This window comes from Candidatus Seribacter sulfatis (genome assembly GCF_964187635.1).
GTDB classification, from domain to species: Bacteria; Verrucomicrobiota; Verrucomicrobiia; order Opitutales; family Seribacteraceae; genus Seribacter; species Seribacter sulfatis.
Genome location: NZ_CAXLMO010000081.1, coordinates 1 through 15,421, shown reverse-complemented (window position 1 = coordinate 15,421; position 15,421 = coordinate 1). Strand labels below are relative to the sequence as shown.

Annotated in this window: 16 protein-coding genes and 1 tRNA gene; 11 read left to right on the top strand and 6 right to left on the bottom strand. The window is 45.3% G+C overall.

Annotated elements, in window-relative coordinates; all coding sequences use genetic code 11:
- Positions 1-4: 4 nt before the first annotated feature.
- The 5 genes from ACKPQ5_RS07930 (at position 5) to ACKPQ5_RS07910 (ending at position 4,203) form a co-directional block, all read left to right on the top strand.
- A complete protein-coding gene (locus tag ACKPQ5_RS07930) occupies positions 5-379 on the top strand; it encodes an NADH-quinone oxidoreductase subunit A (protein WP_407678566.1) in 375 nt (124 codons plus the stop codon).
- A 59-nt stretch (positions 380-438) separates the two neighbouring features.
- A complete protein-coding gene (locus ACKPQ5_RS07925; protein WP_407678565.1) occupies positions 439-1,794 on the top strand; it encodes a diadenylate cyclase in 1,356 nt (451 codons plus the stop codon).
- Between the two features lie 7 nt (positions 1,795-1,801).
- Positions 1,802-2,404, top strand: coding sequence for a nicotinate (nicotinamide) nucleotide adenylyltransferase (gene nadD, locus ACKPQ5_RS07920; RefSeq protein WP_407678564.1), 603 nt, complete (start codon positions 1,802-1,804; stop codon positions 2,402-2,404).
- Positions 2,405-2,416: 12 nt separating this feature from the next.
- Positions 2,417-2,791 carry a ribosome silencing factor gene (rsfS, locus tag ACKPQ5_RS07915; protein ID WP_407678563.1) on the top strand — a complete coding sequence of 125 codons (375 nt, stop codon included), beginning with the start codon at positions 2,417-2,419 and terminating at the stop codon, positions 2,789-2,791.
- A gap of 128 nt (positions 2,792-2,919) precedes the next feature.
- The gene (locus ACKPQ5_RS07910; RefSeq protein ID WP_407678562.1) at positions 2,920-4,203 is read left to right on the top strand and encodes a Gfo/Idh/MocA family protein; all 1,284 of its coding nucleotides are present in this window, start codon (positions 2,920-2,922) and stop codon (positions 4,201-4,203) included.
- Positions 4,204-4,278: 75 nt separating this feature from the next.
- Here the strand turns inward: ACKPQ5_RS07910 and ACKPQ5_RS07905 are convergent, their stop codons facing one another.
- Positions 4,279-5,385, bottom strand: coding sequence for a hypothetical protein (locus ACKPQ5_RS07905; protein ID WP_407678561.1), 1,107 nt, complete (start codon positions 5,383-5,385; stop codon positions 4,279-4,281).
- Between the two features lie 242 nt (positions 5,386-5,627).
- Between ACKPQ5_RS07905 and ACKPQ5_RS07900 the strand changes: the two genes are divergently transcribed.
- Positions 5,628-5,714, top strand: a tRNA-Leu gene (locus ACKPQ5_RS07900).
- A complete protein-coding gene (locus ACKPQ5_RS07895; protein ID WP_407678560.1) occupies positions 5,685-6,236 on the top strand; it encodes a GNAT family N-acetyltransferase in 552 nt (183 codons plus the stop codon). Before ACKPQ5_RS07900 ends, ACKPQ5_RS07895 begins: the two co-directional genes overlap by 30 nt.
- Positions 6,237-6,270: 34 nt before the next feature.
- Here the strand turns inward: ACKPQ5_RS07895 and ACKPQ5_RS07890 are convergent, their stop codons facing one another.
- Together ACKPQ5_RS07890 and ACKPQ5_RS07885 are read right to left on the bottom strand one after the other, a co-directional pair.
- Positions 6,271-7,263, bottom strand: a complete 993-nt coding sequence (locus ACKPQ5_RS07890; RefSeq protein ID WP_407678559.1) for a malate dehydrogenase — start codon at positions 7,261-7,263, stop codon at positions 6,271-6,273.
- A 38-nt stretch (positions 7,264-7,301) separates the two neighbouring features.
- Positions 7,302-8,360, bottom strand: coding sequence for a 3-deoxy-7-phosphoheptulonate synthase (locus ACKPQ5_RS07885; RefSeq protein ID WP_407678558.1), 1,059 nt, complete (start codon positions 8,358-8,360; stop codon positions 7,302-7,304).
- Between the two features lie 62 nt (positions 8,361-8,422).
- Between ACKPQ5_RS07885 and ygfZ the strand changes: the two genes are divergently transcribed.
- The 4 genes from ygfZ (at position 8,423) to galK (ending at position 11,213) form a co-directional block, all read left to right on the top strand.
- Positions 8,423-9,322, top strand: a complete 900-nt coding sequence (gene ygfZ, locus ACKPQ5_RS07880; protein WP_407678557.1) for a CAF17-like 4Fe-4S cluster assembly/insertion protein YgfZ — start codon at positions 8,423-8,425, stop codon at positions 9,320-9,322.
- The gene (locus ACKPQ5_RS07875) at positions 9,319-9,555 is read left to right on the top strand and encodes a hypothetical protein (protein ID WP_407678556.1); all 237 of its coding nucleotides are present in this window, start codon (positions 9,319-9,321) and stop codon (positions 9,553-9,555) included. The genes ygfZ and ACKPQ5_RS07875 overlap by 4 nt, the downstream gene beginning before the upstream one ends.
- Positions 9,556-9,667: 112 nt before the next feature.
- Positions 9,668-9,949 carry an HU family DNA-binding protein gene (locus tag ACKPQ5_RS07870; protein ID WP_407678555.1) on the top strand — a complete coding sequence of 94 codons (282 nt, stop codon included), beginning with the start codon at positions 9,668-9,670 and terminating at the stop codon, positions 9,947-9,949.
- Positions 9,950-10,025: 76 nt separating this feature from the next.
- Entirely contained in the window at positions 10,026-11,213 is a 1,188-nt protein-coding gene (gene galK, locus ACKPQ5_RS07865; RefSeq protein ID WP_407678554.1) for a galactokinase, read from the top strand.
- On the opposite strand, the gene ACKPQ5_RS07860 is transcribed toward galK, so the two are convergent.
- The 3 genes from ACKPQ5_RS07860 to ACKPQ5_RS07850 all read right to left on the bottom strand — a co-directional run.
- Positions 11,203-11,979: an alpha/beta fold hydrolase gene (locus ACKPQ5_RS07860; protein WP_407678553.1), complete on the bottom strand. Its 777-nt coding sequence runs from the start codon at positions 11,977-11,979 to the stop codon at positions 11,203-11,205. The two genes, galK and ACKPQ5_RS07860, sit on opposite strands and share 11 nt — an antisense overlap.
- Positions 11,980-11,985: 6 nt before the next feature.
- Entirely contained in the window at positions 11,986-14,628 is a 2,643-nt protein-coding gene (gene mutS, locus ACKPQ5_RS07855) for a DNA mismatch repair protein MutS (protein WP_407678552.1), read from the bottom strand.
- Positions 14,629-14,696: 68 nt separating this feature from the next.
- The coding region (locus ACKPQ5_RS07850; protein WP_407678551.1) for an outer membrane beta-barrel protein at positions 14,697-15,421 on the bottom strand (725 nt) is incomplete at its 5' end.

The window sequence follows — 15,421 nt, the reverse complement described above, 5'->3', positions numbered from 1 at the left end:
AAGCATGACTCTTTTAGACTATCTACCAGTACTCATCCAAATTCTTTTAGCGATTGGAATGGGTTTTGGTATTCTTTTTGCCAGCCATCTATTTGGCCAACGTGCCATCGCTGGTAAAATTAAAGATTCTCCTTATGAATGTGGATTGGCATCAGAGTCAAAAGGCGAAACAAAATACTCGGTTAAATTTTACATCACTGCGATGTTGTTCATCTTATTTGATATTGATGTGGTTTTTCTCATTCCATGGGTTCTTACTCATCGTGATCTAGTTGCCGCAGGAATTCCAATATTAGGCCCCATGCTGTTCTTCACTTTTGTGCTCGTTGCGGGTTTAGTATATGAATTAAAAAGCGGTGCTCTTGAGTGGGAGAAGTAATCAAGCCTTTGCCCTCCCCAAAACGAGTCCTGTACTCGTCTTCTTTCCTTCGCTGAAAGATGCATATTGACCGTTATATTTCGGTAAATCGAATTGTCGATTTAACCAGCAACGATTTAACTTCAGCATATTCTGAATTACTCGATACTTTCACCACCCTGTTACCCACTCCGGCCAAACGAAAAAAAGTACTGAAAGAATTAGTCGACCGGGAAAAGTCATTAACGAGTTACTTGGGCGAAGGTGTCGCATTACCCCACGCCCGGGTCCCCATGAAAAGACCTTATGCACTGGCAATCGGAAGATGCCCGACCGGTCTTAGTTTTGAAGGGAAAGACAGCTACGAAGATGTTCGCTTTGTATTTCTTCTCCTCGCAAATGAAAAAGCAAAAAACTATCTTTCATTTTTAGCCGCTCTCGCTCGATCCTTTCAAGATAGTACCGTCATGGACCAGCTTTGGATGGCCCGTGGCAAGACCGAATTCCGAAGTGCAGTCCGAAAGGCTTTTGCCGGGACTGATGACCGTCCGGCAAGAAGGAGAACCAAGTTCAACAAACTGCTTACCGATGAAGCAGCCAAGATTGCGAAAGCGGCAGAATGTTCAACCATTCTTATTTTTGCCGATGTTTTCCCACCCAGTCTGGCTCCACGGATGACCTTTTCTGGATTTAATGTGGTCCTTGCCGGACAGGATGTATCCGAGGACGACCGTGCTCACCATCGCGCCGATGCAATATTGGCGGTTCGAGCCCTTTCACGGGCCCGATTATCTCAACTCAGAGCGGCCATACTGCTTGGACTCACACGGGATATTTTCGGTTTTCAAGATCGGGTTTGTTGTATTGGAGGAATTCCAAACAGCGGACAACTAGACACCGTTTTAGTAGTCGATGTGGATGAAGAATTTGAATCGGTTATTGGACATGGTGAAGAAATGCTTCCGCCCGATGTTTCCGCGGAGGCCCTGGAAAGAATTACTGCCATTGCCACCGATCTTGCCTCCACCGGACGCGAAGGAAAGGCGATTGGTGCAATGTTTATACTAGGCGACCACAAGGAAGTAAATAAACGCTCTAAGCCCTTAATCCTAAACCCATTTTATGGCTATGATGAAGAGGATCGTAGTATCCTTAATCCTTTTATGGATGAAACCATAAAGGAATTAGCGCTTATTGATGGTGCCTTTATTGTTCGGGGAAATGGTGTAGTCGAATCAGCGGGATGCTTAATTCAGGCAAAAGCAAATGATATCGTGTTACCAGGTGGATTGGGTACCCGACACGCAGCTGCTGCGGCAATTACTCATGTAACTGATTCATTGGCACTTGTAGTCTCCTCTTCCGGACAAGTTACCTACTTTAGAAAAGGACAAATGTTTACGCTTTTCGATAAGTCAGAGGGTCGATCCTTATAATGAAAAGATGTCAGTATCCACGATATCATCCCCTCCGCGAATCGGTTTTTTTGGCGGATCTTTTGATCCCATTCATATCGGTCATATTTCTCTTGCGCAACAGGCCATCGAATTGGCTCAGCTTGACACTCTCCTCCTTTGTCCCGCTTTCCATGCCCCTCTTCGTACCGAAAAACCATATTTCTCAACCAAAACGCGCTTGAAAATCTTGGAAAAAATCGCCCAAGAGAACCCCGGGTTCGAAATTTGTAAATTAGAAATTGAGAAACAGAAAACATGCTACACCTACGAAACAGTAAAAGAGGTGCAGCTCCAATATCCAGACTCTACTATATTACTATTATTGGGAGCCGATCAGTTTAATCGCTTACAAGAGTGGAAATTCCACCAAGAATTGGCCGAGCATTGTCAATTCCTTGTATTTTCGAGAAATGGGCAAGAAGTAACCCCACCCGCTATTCCTCAACTGTCCTACCAACTCGTAAAGAACGAATTGATTGACTGCTCCTCCACTGAAATTAGAAAACGTCTTAAAGCAGGCAGGTCAGTAGATCACTTAATTCCGCCCGCCGCCTGTCCATTTATTAATCAAAACCCCAACCATTCATAAATCAATTTACAAATGACCACTGTTATCCCCAAAGAAAAAGCTGAATTGCTTTCAAATCTAAAAATTTCCTGTGATGCACTGCTCGATAAAAAAGGGGAAGATTTAAAACTTCTCTACTTTGGAGCGAAGTCTACATTGACTGACTGCTTTATTATCGCGACCGGTAATTCGAATCCGCACATCAAAGCACTCCGCGATAATGTGGAGAAAACTCTCAAGGAGAACAAGGTTGAATTATTTTCCAAAGATCGATTTCAACCAAGTGGGTGGCTGGTTATTGATGCCATTGATTTTGTGGTGCATATCTTTTCCCAGGAACAAAGAGATAATTATGCGATCGAGCAATTGTGGAAAGACGCAGATGAAATTCTTTTCGAAGACCTGTAAATAAAATTGCGAAGGAATTTATTCCTTAAGGTTGACCTAGGCGGAAATCATTAAAATTCTTGGTTCTGTTTTCACCATTTACTTCATTACGAATCCAATAATTTATTAAATCACAACTGAACCCGCTTATGACTACTCGAAGATCTTTCCTTAAAAAGGCATCGCTCGCTTCCGCTCCCTTTATTTTACCCTCACACATTTGGTCGGCTAAAGGAGAATCATCTCCTAATAACCGTATCAACATAGCCATTATAGGCCCCGGGAAAATGGGTCGTGGCCATGCTAATTTCCTAGTTCGTAATCCACGGGCTCAAATTACTGGATTTGCTGAGATTGCTGATATTCGCACTAAGCACACCAAGGATCTGATCGAAAAACAGTATTCCAAAAATACCCCCAGTAAAAACTGGAAGGGATTAACAATTACCAATGATTATCTGGAGCTACTCGAAGACAAATCTCTCGATGCCGTCCTTATTGCAACACCGGATCACTGGCATGGTGAAGCAACCATACGTGCGGCCCGGGCGAAAAAGCATGTGTACTGTGAAAAACCGATTTCCCTAACGATTAAAGAAGGTCGTGCCATGGCACAAGCGGTTAAAGAAAATAAAATTGTTTTCCAAACTGGCAGCCAACAACGGACACAGTACGGAGGAAAATTTCGCCGCACTGTAGAAATGATCCGGAGTGGAGCGATTGGGGAACTGAAGAAAATTCGTGTCTGTGTGGGTAATCCGCCTGTCCCCTGTAACCTTCCCACTGAGCCCATCCCTGATGGAATCGACTGGGATGCATGGCAAGGACCCGCCCCCACTCGTGGATATAACAAAATTCTTTGCCCCGATGATGTCCATAACCACTTCCCTGCATGGAGAAGATACCGCGAATACTGCAATGGTGGACTGGCGGACATGGGGGCTCATCACTTCGATATTGGACAATGGGCCATGGATGCCGATAATACAGGTCCTGTAAAAATCATTCCACCGAAGGAAGGTACTAGGGACCTTAAAATGATTTACGCCAATGGGGTCGAGGTGATTCATGGCAATACCCCCGACTGGAAAAGTGGGACCATTTTTTACGGAACGGAAGGCACCATCTGGGTGGACCGTGGACCCTGGAAATCAGATCCCGAACATTTGATCAAGGACTTCAAGACAACGGTTAGTCTTCGCCAACCGAAGAACCATCACGATGATTGGCTCGACTGTATTCACTCCGGTGAATTACCGGTGGCACATGTGGAAGCCGGTCACCGAACCGCGACTCTTTGCCAACTCTGCAATATTGGCTACGAACTGCGCCGTGAGCTAACTTGGGATCCCAAGAAGGAAGTGTTCGTCGGCGACAAAGAAGCCAATAAATTAACGGACCGCAAACGTCGTAAAAAGTGGTATCGAGTCTAGTACTCCTACTAATTCATTTGCATGAGGTTTTCTAGACCCTCGAAAATACGACTGTTCAATACATCGATATTAAAGTTAATCTAAATCTGAAACAAAAGGTTTCAATAAATATCCTGAAACTCCCAACAGGATAAGGCCCACAAAAACCGAGTCAGATGAAAACGAACTCAGACTGACAAAAATAAAAACGATCCCAAAAAATAGGCGAGCCCCCTTGTTCAGGACATTTTGACTTTCGACAAGATTTTTCTTTCGCGAGCTGGCATTTTGGACACGGTCATGAGTAAGAATTTCCTCTTCCTCGGGAGTAAGAGAATCAGCACCATGCTCGTAGCGTTTATTTCGAATTCGTTCCACTTCAAAATAGTCATATTCCCGCTGTATTTTTGCTGACGGAAGTCCGGGGAGAGGGGGCGGTTGTACTTCTCCATCAACCGGTTGATTTAAAAGAACTGGCAAAGGATCTACCTGTATCTGCTCCTCAGATTGGACCTCCTTCCTATCTTCTTTATTTTCGGGAGTTTTAGGAATGGGGGAATCAATATTTCCTTCCCCAACTGATTCAACTTTTTGAGCCTCTTTTTCAACTTCAGCAATATCAACCTCGTGGGTTTTTAGATCTGATATGGGGGGGGGTAAATTTTCATCACTAACTGTCTCGTTCTTATCAACCGATTCAATAGTGCCATCAGTTTTCTTATTTTCTACGAGAGTCTCTGCCTCGGTAACCGCATCCAGGTTAGATTCATCAATCAGCTGGTTTTCATTTCCAATCGAAGAATGTTCAGGCAAAGATCCAGCCTCAATATCGGTTAAATCAGCTGGTTTTTCGTTGAACAACTGACCAAAAAGGACCCGCTGATATAAATTATCCAACTCGAGTACAACAACATCGCAGTCGAACTCTTCCTTTTCATCCAACCCATCCACCCATAAATTCTTATCGGGCGAAAAAATAATGGAACACTCCAAATTAGAATTTATAAATTCTCCGATTAGGGTTTGCCCATTTGAATACCGAGGATCGTGACGATTAGTAAAAGATCGGGAAGAACTCAAAAATCGAAAACTCAGCGTGAAAGATTGACCAATAAAAGGAGCTAGAATTTCTTCTGACTCTGAGCTCAACCGCCTGTTTTCTTTTAAATCCTTTAAGGTCTCTATTAACTTTATTTTAGACACAAATTAAGTATAACCGAAATAAGAGTTTGCATGCCATTATAAAAATGGAGGAATTTCGGAAACATTGGGGGTTTTAATATTTCAGGTTAACTTCTCAATATATTAGCATTAGCAATGTCATAAAAAACAGGGTGCCTTTCAAGCCTGTTACAAGATCAAGCCAGTCGGAAGACGGATGAACACATTCGTAAAACTCGGTTCTTGCAAAAAACTTAAGTTGCGATCATTTTAATAACTAAGTTGCCCGGATGGCGGAATTGGTAGACGCGCTGGATTCAAAATCCAGTTTCCGCAAGGAAGTGAGGGTTCGACCCCCTCTCCGGGTACCATTTTTATTTTATCCTTTCATGGCCATTATACGCAGAGGACGAGAGTCCGATATGCCCGCCTTGCGGGACATTATAAACTACTACATTATGGAGTCGGTGGTTACTTTTGAAATGGTTGAAATGTCACTCGAAAATAGAAAAACCTGGTTTACCCAGTTTACTGAGGATGGACGATATCAATTGATGGTGGCAGAGCGTGAGAATGAAGTGGTGGGCTACGCCGCAAGTCTGCGCTTCCACCTGCGCCCCGCTTATGCGCCTTCAGTAATGACCAGCATTTACCTTCGCCCAGATCAAGTGGGAAAGGGAATCGGGGAAAAGGTCTACGCGGCCCTTCTGCAAGAATTGAAACAGGTGGACGATGTCCATCGGGCATATGGACTGGTCGTTCTACCCAATCCCGGCTCCGAAAGACTGCATGAAAAATTAGGCTTCCAGGTGGCCGGCTTGCTCCATGAAGGAGGGTACAAATTTGGAAAATACCATGATGTTCGAATGTACGAACATCGACTTGAAAAGTGATTCGAAAACCACTTCATTCAGGATTACGCAGAACTTAGCCCGGTAGCAAATCGCTGACCAAGGTACGCTCTTCATCCAATTCATTCACCGAGGCATCAATTTTGCCACGGGCGAATTCATTGATCGGTAAATCCTGAACAATTTCCCACTTCTCCCCGTCGGAACGAATCGGAAATGAAGTAATCAAGCCTTCCTTAGTGTCGTAACTTCCATCGGACGCCACACATACACTGTTCCAATTCCCTTCTGGTGTAGGTGTGATGAGTGAACGAACTGTGTCTATGGCTGCATTAGCGGCCGAAGCAGCTGAGGATGCACCCCTGGCCTGGATGATCGCAGCACCGCGCTGTTGTACTGTGGGAATAAAGTCAACATGGGCCCAGGTATCATCTGCAATAACTTCATGAGCCGATTTTCCACTAATTTGAGCATTGTAATAATCAGGATACTGCGTGGCCGAATGATTTCCCCAGATTGTGACATTGGAAACTTCTGATACTTGCACGCCCGCTTTTGCCGCCAGTTGTGCAGCGGCACGATTTTCGTCTAGGCGGGTCATTGCAAACCAGCGGTCCTTGGGCACGTCTGGTGCATTGTTCATTGCAATCAGGCAATTGGTGTTGCATGGGTTCCCTACTACTAAGACACGGGCATCAGATGCGGCATTGGCCTGGATCGCCTGTCCCTGTCCGGTGAAAATCTTTCCATTAATGCCAAGGAGGTCGCCGCGTTCCATTCCCGCTTTACGGGGTACACTTCCCACAAGAAGGGACCAATTAGCACCGCCAAAACCTTCGTTCAGGTCACAGGTGGGACGGATATCCTGAAGTAATGGAAAGGCACAGTCATCCAATTCCATACACACGCCTTCCAGGGCTTTCATTCCAGGTTCAATCTCAATCAGGTTGAGTGCAACTGGTTGATCGGGACCAAAAACGGCTCCGGAGGCGATACGAAAAAGAAGAGAGTAACCGATTTGACCGGCAGCTCCGGTTACCGCGACACGGATAGGTGCTTTGTCATTCATAATTTTAAATTATTGAGGGGATTGATAAAAAGAAGGTTTTACGAAAATCGTGCCTTATCAATTACATCGGCAGCTCGTCGAAGGCAAGCCTCAGTACTCGACCAGTCAATACATCCGTCGGTAATGGAAACTCCGTACTCAAGTTCGTCCAATGGGCGTGGAAAGGCCTGGGCACCTCCATTGAGATGACTTTCGATCATCACCGCGTGAATCGAGTCTGCTCCGTTTTTGACCTGGGCAAGAACATGATCAAGTACAATGGGTTGTCGAGATGGATCTTTTTCACTGTTTGCATGACTACAGTCCACCATGATTGAAACCGGTGCATTTGCAGAACGCAGAGCGTCCTCTGCAGCCTGTACATGTTCGGCTTGGTAATTGGGGCCATTCGTTCCCCCACGGAGGATGAGTTGGCAGTCCGGGTTTCCCCCGGTAGTTACCGCGGAGGCTCGTCCATCTTCCGTAATCCCCAAAAAGGTCTGGCTCTTCGTGGCCGCAATAATTCCATTCACCGCCGCTTTCAGATCTCCAGCAGTGGCATTCTTAAAGCCAACCGGCATTGATAAGCCGGATGCCATTTGACGATGAGTCTGAGACTCAGAAGTTCGGGCACCAATCGCAGACCAGCAAAGCGAGTCTGCAATGTATTGGGGAGTGATTGGATCGAGCAACTCAGTAGCAGTGGGAATTCCCATATCTAAAACTTCACCCAGGAATTGTCTGGCGATGCGCAGTCCTTCCGGAATATCACAAGTCCCATTTAACTTCGGATCCATGATGAGCCCCTTCCAACCCACAGTGGTACGGGGTTTTTCGAAATAGACCCTCATGACTAAAAGTAAGCGATCCTTCAGTTCGCCTGCGAGCTTGGCAAAGTGGTCTGCATATTCTCGACAGGACGCGAGGTCATGAATTGAGCAGGGACCCACCACGGCGAGTAACCGTCGATCCTCTCCTTTAATTAATCGATGAAGATCCTCCCTTGATTGGCGAACAAATGAATTTTGTTCGGGCGTACGAGGAATTGATTCGCACAATTCAATCGGAGCTGGCAGAGCTTCAGAGTTGGTAATTCTTAGATTTGTTACTTTATCCACAGAGAAGAACCATAAATGAGGAGCTTGCATGAACAAGCTAAACTTTTAGAATTAACCACTTTATGAACACTTTTTTTTACAAAACATACCCCAAAGGAGTAATTCGGGTAAGGGAAGAGGATGCGGAAGACTATTTACAAAGCCAATGGACCATCAATTTCAAAAGGCTATCCAAGGGTGAAATTCGATACGGCTTACGGTTATCTACCCGCGGTCGTGTCCTGGCAGATTCTTTCTTCTTCCGGCTGGGAGAGGAAGAATTTCTTCTTGTTAGTCGGGGCTGCGAGGGAACAGAAATAAATTCTCTACTTGAAGAAAATATCGTGGCGGATGAAGTTGAATTTTCGAACGAGTCTAATGACTGGGAACTCATTACCGTTTGGGGTAGTAAAGAAGAGTTATCTGCGCTATTTAAAGAAGTAAACAGACCGGAAAAAGGAAATTTTGTACAATTCGATAACGGATACCTTTTTGAAGATTTTGCGATTAGCCCGTGTGCATACTCTCTTTTGCGACCCATTTCAGATACAATGCCCGATGGATGGATGCCGAGAGAAGCCACATGGGAATGTCTTGAAAAACAAAGGATTCGTTTTGGCCTAGCCTCGATTCCAAATGAAATCGGTCCCGATGAACTTCCCCAGGAAGGAAGATTAGAAGTGGATGCGATCGATTTTAATAAGGGTTGCTACCTGGGACAGGAAGTAATGGCGAGAATCCATGCAATGGGAAGGGTAAGGAGATTGACCGTCCCCGTTTTATGGAATGGTCAGAAATTACCAAGTCTTCCAACCTCGTTATTTGCCGATGGGAAAAAATGTGGAATTTTAAAGAGTCTCATTGTACAGGACGGAGAAAAACCCATCGGCATGGCACTGATTCATGAGAATGGAATCGATTCATTGGAAGGTGAAGGCTTAACATTGGAGGGAATCAGCGAAGGAAGAATTCAACCGCTATGAATCAAGAAGACGAAACCCAACAGATCGCCCAAATATTTGTGAATTTAGGTGCGGAGCAAACCATGGCCAGGCAAATGGCCCGTCAACTGATCAAGCGAGCTGAACAACGATCCCACGAAGAGGATATTTCCAAAACGGAGGCGTTAAAAGAATTACTGGAGGTTGCAGTTTATGGTGCCCAAGGAATGCTAAAACCGAGTGATGAAGCCAATTTTGACACAAAAAAAGGCTAAATCGTTGAAAAAGTAAGGTTTTTTGTAAAAAAAGTTTGACCACGTGCTCGAAAACACAGAGCAATTAGGTTGTATAACTCATCTAACAATACTTCCAACAAAAGGAAAATAAATGAATAAAGGACAATTAATCGAAGCCATACAAAAAAAGTTAGGCAAGGACACAACTAAAGCAGCTGCTGATACTGCATTAAATACAGTGATTGACTGCATCACAGCTGGTGTGAAAAAAGACAAAGAAAAAGGTGTTCAAATAATCGGTTTTGGTACTTTTTCAATTGTGAAGCGTGCTGCTCGTGCAGGCATCAATCCACAAACTGGTGAAAAGATCAAGATCAAGGCATCCAAGTCTGTTAAGTTCAAGCCAGGCGCAAAGCTCAAAGCAGCTATCTAATTGCTTTACCAATATACCCCTTTTAAAACTCACGGGAAACCGTGAGTTTTTTTTGGGTAATTAGCTAAACAAAAAAATGAAAAACCTTACAATCGAGGAAGCAAAAAGATTAATGACGGAATCAATGAATGACGCAGTTGCAGCATTCGCACCGGGCCGAATTGAATTTTTGGGAAATCATTTAGATTATAACGGTGGGTTGGTTTTAGGAACGGCAATCAATGCAGGAATTTATGCAATTGCTCAACCTACAAAAGATTCCTCCTTTCATTTGTTTAGCGAGAGTTTTAAGGGAAGCCAAATATCCGGCTCGATCAATCAACTTGAAAAACAATCCGGGAAACAAAGTTGGGCGAATTATTGCCTCGGTGTAGTACAGGTTCTTCAGGATATGGAATTCGCACCCACGCATGGGTTTTCTTTGATCCTTAGCACTGACCTGCCCATGTCGGCAGGATTGAGTTCAAGTGCCGCAGTGGAACTCGCTACCGCACAGTGCCTTCTTCAATTGGCCAGTAAGCAGGTCACAAAAAAGGAACTGGTCACAATTGGAAGGCGGGCAGAAAATGAATGGGTGGGATTACCTTGTGGTATGTTAGATCAGGGAACCTCTGCATTCGGAGAGTTAGATCAGTTGGTACGAATTGATTGTTCCAATGAAAACTTCTCCACCCTGTCCCTTCCAAAGGATACCAGTTTTTGGATCTTTGACAGCGGAATTAAACATGACTTGGTTGATTCGCTTTATGGCACGAGGAATCAGGAATGTATGGATGCACTTTCAATACTTCAAAAACAAGATTCGAGCCTGAGTTGCTTGGCACATTGTAGCACTACATTGCTCGAACAGACTGAAATGGCCGAAAATTTAAAAAAGCGGGCCCGCCATGTGGTTGCCGAACAGGAACGAGTGAACCAATTTACCCAGGGTTTACAAAATGGAAATAGTATCGATCAACTCGGAAAATTGTTAACTGCATCGCACCACAGTTCAGCCAATCTTTTTGAAAACAGCCTTCCCGAACTTGATTTCCTCGTCGATTTACTGGACAAGGAAGAAGAGGTGCATGGTGCAAGGCTAACGGGTGGTGGTTTTGGGGGAGCAGTATTAGCATGGACGACCACTCGCTTTTCCCAAAAACGGGCGGATTCAATCGCTCAAATATATGAAAAGGAATGGAACACAAAACCGCACTTTCATTCGTTCCTACCCTCCCATGGAGCCTCCCACCTCGATCCCTTAGATATCCGATTTAAGCGCTAAACAAAAAATTTTGAAACGCGGCAAGAAAACCCGGTCTGTCCTCCACATGAACATCATGCCCCGCAAGGGGAAGAACTTCAAACTGGGAATGGGGAAAATACTGCTTGGCTTCGGGGATATGCTCGGTGCGTAAATAGCCAGACTTCCCACCGCGAATAAATAATGTGGGTCGATCATATCGATCCTGTGCAAGGAGAGGATTTGAAGAGAGTTCCGTAATCGAGTTTCGTAATACCTGAATATTTGCTTTCCATCGAAACCCCTCCCCTTCCTGAACAAGGTTGGTCAGTAAGAACTGACGAAAACCCCAATGCGAAATGGATGAAGATAAAAGCTCGTCTGCTTCTTTTCTTGAAGAGAGAGAGGATAAATCAAGGCCAAGTAAAGAATCGAGCGTCGGAATATGGTGCTCGGGCGGGTAAGATCGGGGGGCAATATCTGCGATGATTAATTTCGTAACAAGCGAGGAATGACCACATGCAAAATGCATGGCCACCTTTCCTCCCAAGCTATGTCCGCAAAGAATTACTTCAGAAAAATGATGGTGTTTAATATAATGAAGCAAATCATCTGACATCGCCCGAATAGAGGCATCCTCGTCATGAAAGGAATTTCCATGATTTCTAAGATCTAAGCAATGCAACGCGGAACCATTGGTAAGTTCCTTTGCCACAGAACGCCAATTCCTAGATGATCCGAGTAGTCCATGCATGAGAATTATGGGCACGCCACCTTCTCCCAACACTTCTGAGTTCAGTAATCTCACCGACTTTTAAAATAACTCCAACTGGGAAGGTTCGGACTTTACTTTTTTTTCTTTTTTACTGGATGAAAGCGGTTCACCTGAAGGGGACTGAGGTTCCTTTGGATCTTCCACTAGTTGAATATCCGCTGGAGGAGAGTCAGAGGTGGGTAACGGGGCAGAATCGCCTTGTTCAAGAGTGGAAAGAATTTGTTTTGCCCGATTCACCACACCGTCCGGTAAACCGGCAAGCCGGGCAACTTGAATCCCAAATGATCGACCCGATGCGCCCGGCGTAACCTGACGTACAAATATAATTTCATCATTCCATTCCTTGACCGCGACTGAGAAATTCCGGAGGCGGGGGAGAGAATGAGCCAAACGAGTCAGTTCATGGTAGTGAGTGGCAAAAAGTGTCTTCGGCCCATCACTGCCCTGTCCGTGAAGATGCTCCACCACTGCCCAGGCAATACTCAGTCCGTCATAGGTACTGGTACCCCGGCCGATCTCATCCAAAATAATTAAACTCGAAGAGGTACAGTTATTAAGAATATTGGCAGTCTCATTCATCTCCACCATAAATGTGGAATTTCCTCGGGCAAGTTCATCCCCAGCACCCACCCGTGAAAAGATTCGATCCACCAAACCAAGACGGCAACTCGTGGCAGGAACTGAACAGCCCACTTGTGCCATCAGAGTAATTAATGCAACCTGCCGAATATAAGTTGATTTACCCGCCATGTTGGGACCGGTAATCAAAGCAATTTGTTCCTGCCCGGAAGAGAGCAGACAATCATTGGGTACAAAGGCATGGGTTCCTGCCAATCCCAGGCTTTCCTGCTTAAGGACCAACTCTACCACTGGATGTCTGCCCTGCACGATTTCAAGTTCCTGGGAACACTCCACAAATTCAGGCATACAATAATCCCGATCCCGCATGATTGCTCCCCAGGAGGAAAACAAATCAATCTCGGCAAGTACATGAGCGGTTTGGGTAAGTGCATCTGCCTGTTGTAACGCCAGTTCCACCACACTTAGAAAAAGTTCCTGTTCCTTTGCCACAGCCCGCTCCTCGGCATTGACAATTTCCTTCTCCTTTTGTCGCAATTCTTCCGTGTAGTAGCGTTCCGCATTGGTCATGGTTTGCTTACGCACATAATGCGCAGGGACGAGATGAAGGTTTGCCTTTGTTACCTCAATAAAATATCCAAATGCACCGTTATACTTAACCTTTAAATTAGTAATTCCTGTTTTCTCTCGCTCGGAAGCTTCCAGTTCAAGAATCCAGCGCTTACCCCCACTGCCGAGTTCTCGTAATTGATCAAACTCGCTGTCATATCCAACCCGAATGACCCGACCGCCCTCGCCTTTTACATCCACTTTAATATCCGCAGGCAGCTCCTCCTCCAAGGCACGATCTAACACGGCGCATAATTCCTCAAAAGTTTGAACCCGTTGTGCGATTTCAAAAATGGCCGGAAAGCGTTCCCCCAATGCAAGCAAACAACGGGAAACTCCGGGTAATCCCCGAATCGTCGAGCGTAATCCACCGAGTTCCCGTGGCCGAACCAATCGATTACGTAGACGACCTAGGATTCGCTCCAAATCACTTCCCGACTTGAGGATTGAAGAAACCTCCTCCACTGCTGACGGAGCCTGTGCAAATTCTCCCACGCAGGATTGACGACGATAAATCTCAACCAAGTCGCGCTCTGGACTCGCAAGATAGTTCTCCAAAAGTCGCGAACCGGCAGAGGTAACGGTTTGATCCATTGCGTCCAGGAGCGATCCCTTGCGGGTTTGTGCCGCTGTTTTAAAAACTTCTAAATTCCTTTGGGTTGCAGGGTCTAATAGGAGAGACTCCCCAGTCCGGTATTCTTCAATTTTTCGTAAATTACCGGGTTTCCCCTTCAATACATCCTGGGCATAGATCAAAAGAGCGCCGGCCACCCCTAGGGCCAAATGGTCTAATCCAATCCCAAATCCTTCCAAGTTCATCACCCCCAGGCTTTCCATTACCTCTCTCGCACCCGAACGATGTTCAAAATCAAAATCGGGTCTTTCCGTTCGGGTAACACCGGTAAATAATCGATCTAGTTCCTGCACCAGTAATCCACCATCGTCTAAGTTCTGTACTCTTTTTTTCATTCCCTCCGGGACCAAAATCTCGCGCGGTGCCAATGCACTTAGAATGGAGAGGAAGTCATGTGGCCGATCGCTTTGAGCAAGAACGAATTTCCCGGTTGATAAATCAAGCCAGGAAGCACGGGCACCCTGCTTGTCAAAATCAACCGCAAGAAGAAAGTGGTTATGTCCCGCATCCAACTGCTGATCTTCCAGCACTGTTCCCGGGGTGAGAATTCGGGTAATTCCCCGCTTGACCAATTTACCAGTTTGAGGAGTTTCCAACTGCTCACAAATGGCAACCTTATGGCCTCCCTTCAGCAGCTTAGTCAGATAGCCATCTGCCGAATGATAGGGAAAACCAGCCATCGGCATATCATGTCGCTTCGTCAGGGTAATCCCCAGTAAGGCAGCGCCCCGCTCGGCGTCTTTTTCAAACATTTCATAAAAGTCACCCAAGCGAAAAAATAGCAGAGTATCCTCCTCCAGGCTCTCTCGGGCCTCGCGGTACTGCTTCATCATCGGGGTATCTTCGGCTTTTTTGCTCATGTGAAAAGAGATAAGCAACCCCTAGATTGGACAATGGTCAAGGCAATGAATCAGAAAAGTGAAAAAGCCTAGAAATTTGCGCCCAAACCCACCTGAAAAAGGTGCATTGCCACACTATCAAAATTACCGTTTTCTGAAACTCCGAGCAATCGATAAGCAAGAAATGCATCAAGCCCCATACCTACTTCATAACCAAGGCTAAGAAGAAGGTCGTAAGTGAATGCAGTTTCGGAATTAATATAAGATTGATTCGTTGCATCTATGTTAATGGCATCCCTACGGTTTGCTAACCCAAAGCCACCAGCAGTTCGAAACCAGCCTTTATCCCCGAAAGGAATAGCGTATCCGATACGAGTACCTATTTGAAAAAAATCAAGTTGCCCATCACTTTTAAATGTAGTCGGTCCCCTTGAAGAAACTAGATTTGAAAATCTACAATTTGCATAACCAAAATGTAACTCTCCTTCTAAATTATCCCATCTTCGACCAAAACTTAATCCAATTGAATGTCCCACGCTTATTTCAATTTCTGCGGGGTCTGGTAAACCAGAAAAACTAATATCAGAAGAAGGTAATAAAACACCCAAAAAAGGTTGAATGAAATACGCCCCCCTTTCTTTTTCCATATTTCTACGAATCGATCTTTTCTTAGGAACTGAGCTAGGGGATGAAGCAATAGCAGCAGACGTAGTGGGCGCCGCCTGTAAAATGACAGGAGTTCCGTCTGCCCGGTAAAGAGTTTCACTTTTTGGGGCAGGACTTGATGCAGGTTCTACTATCGGACCAGGTAGCG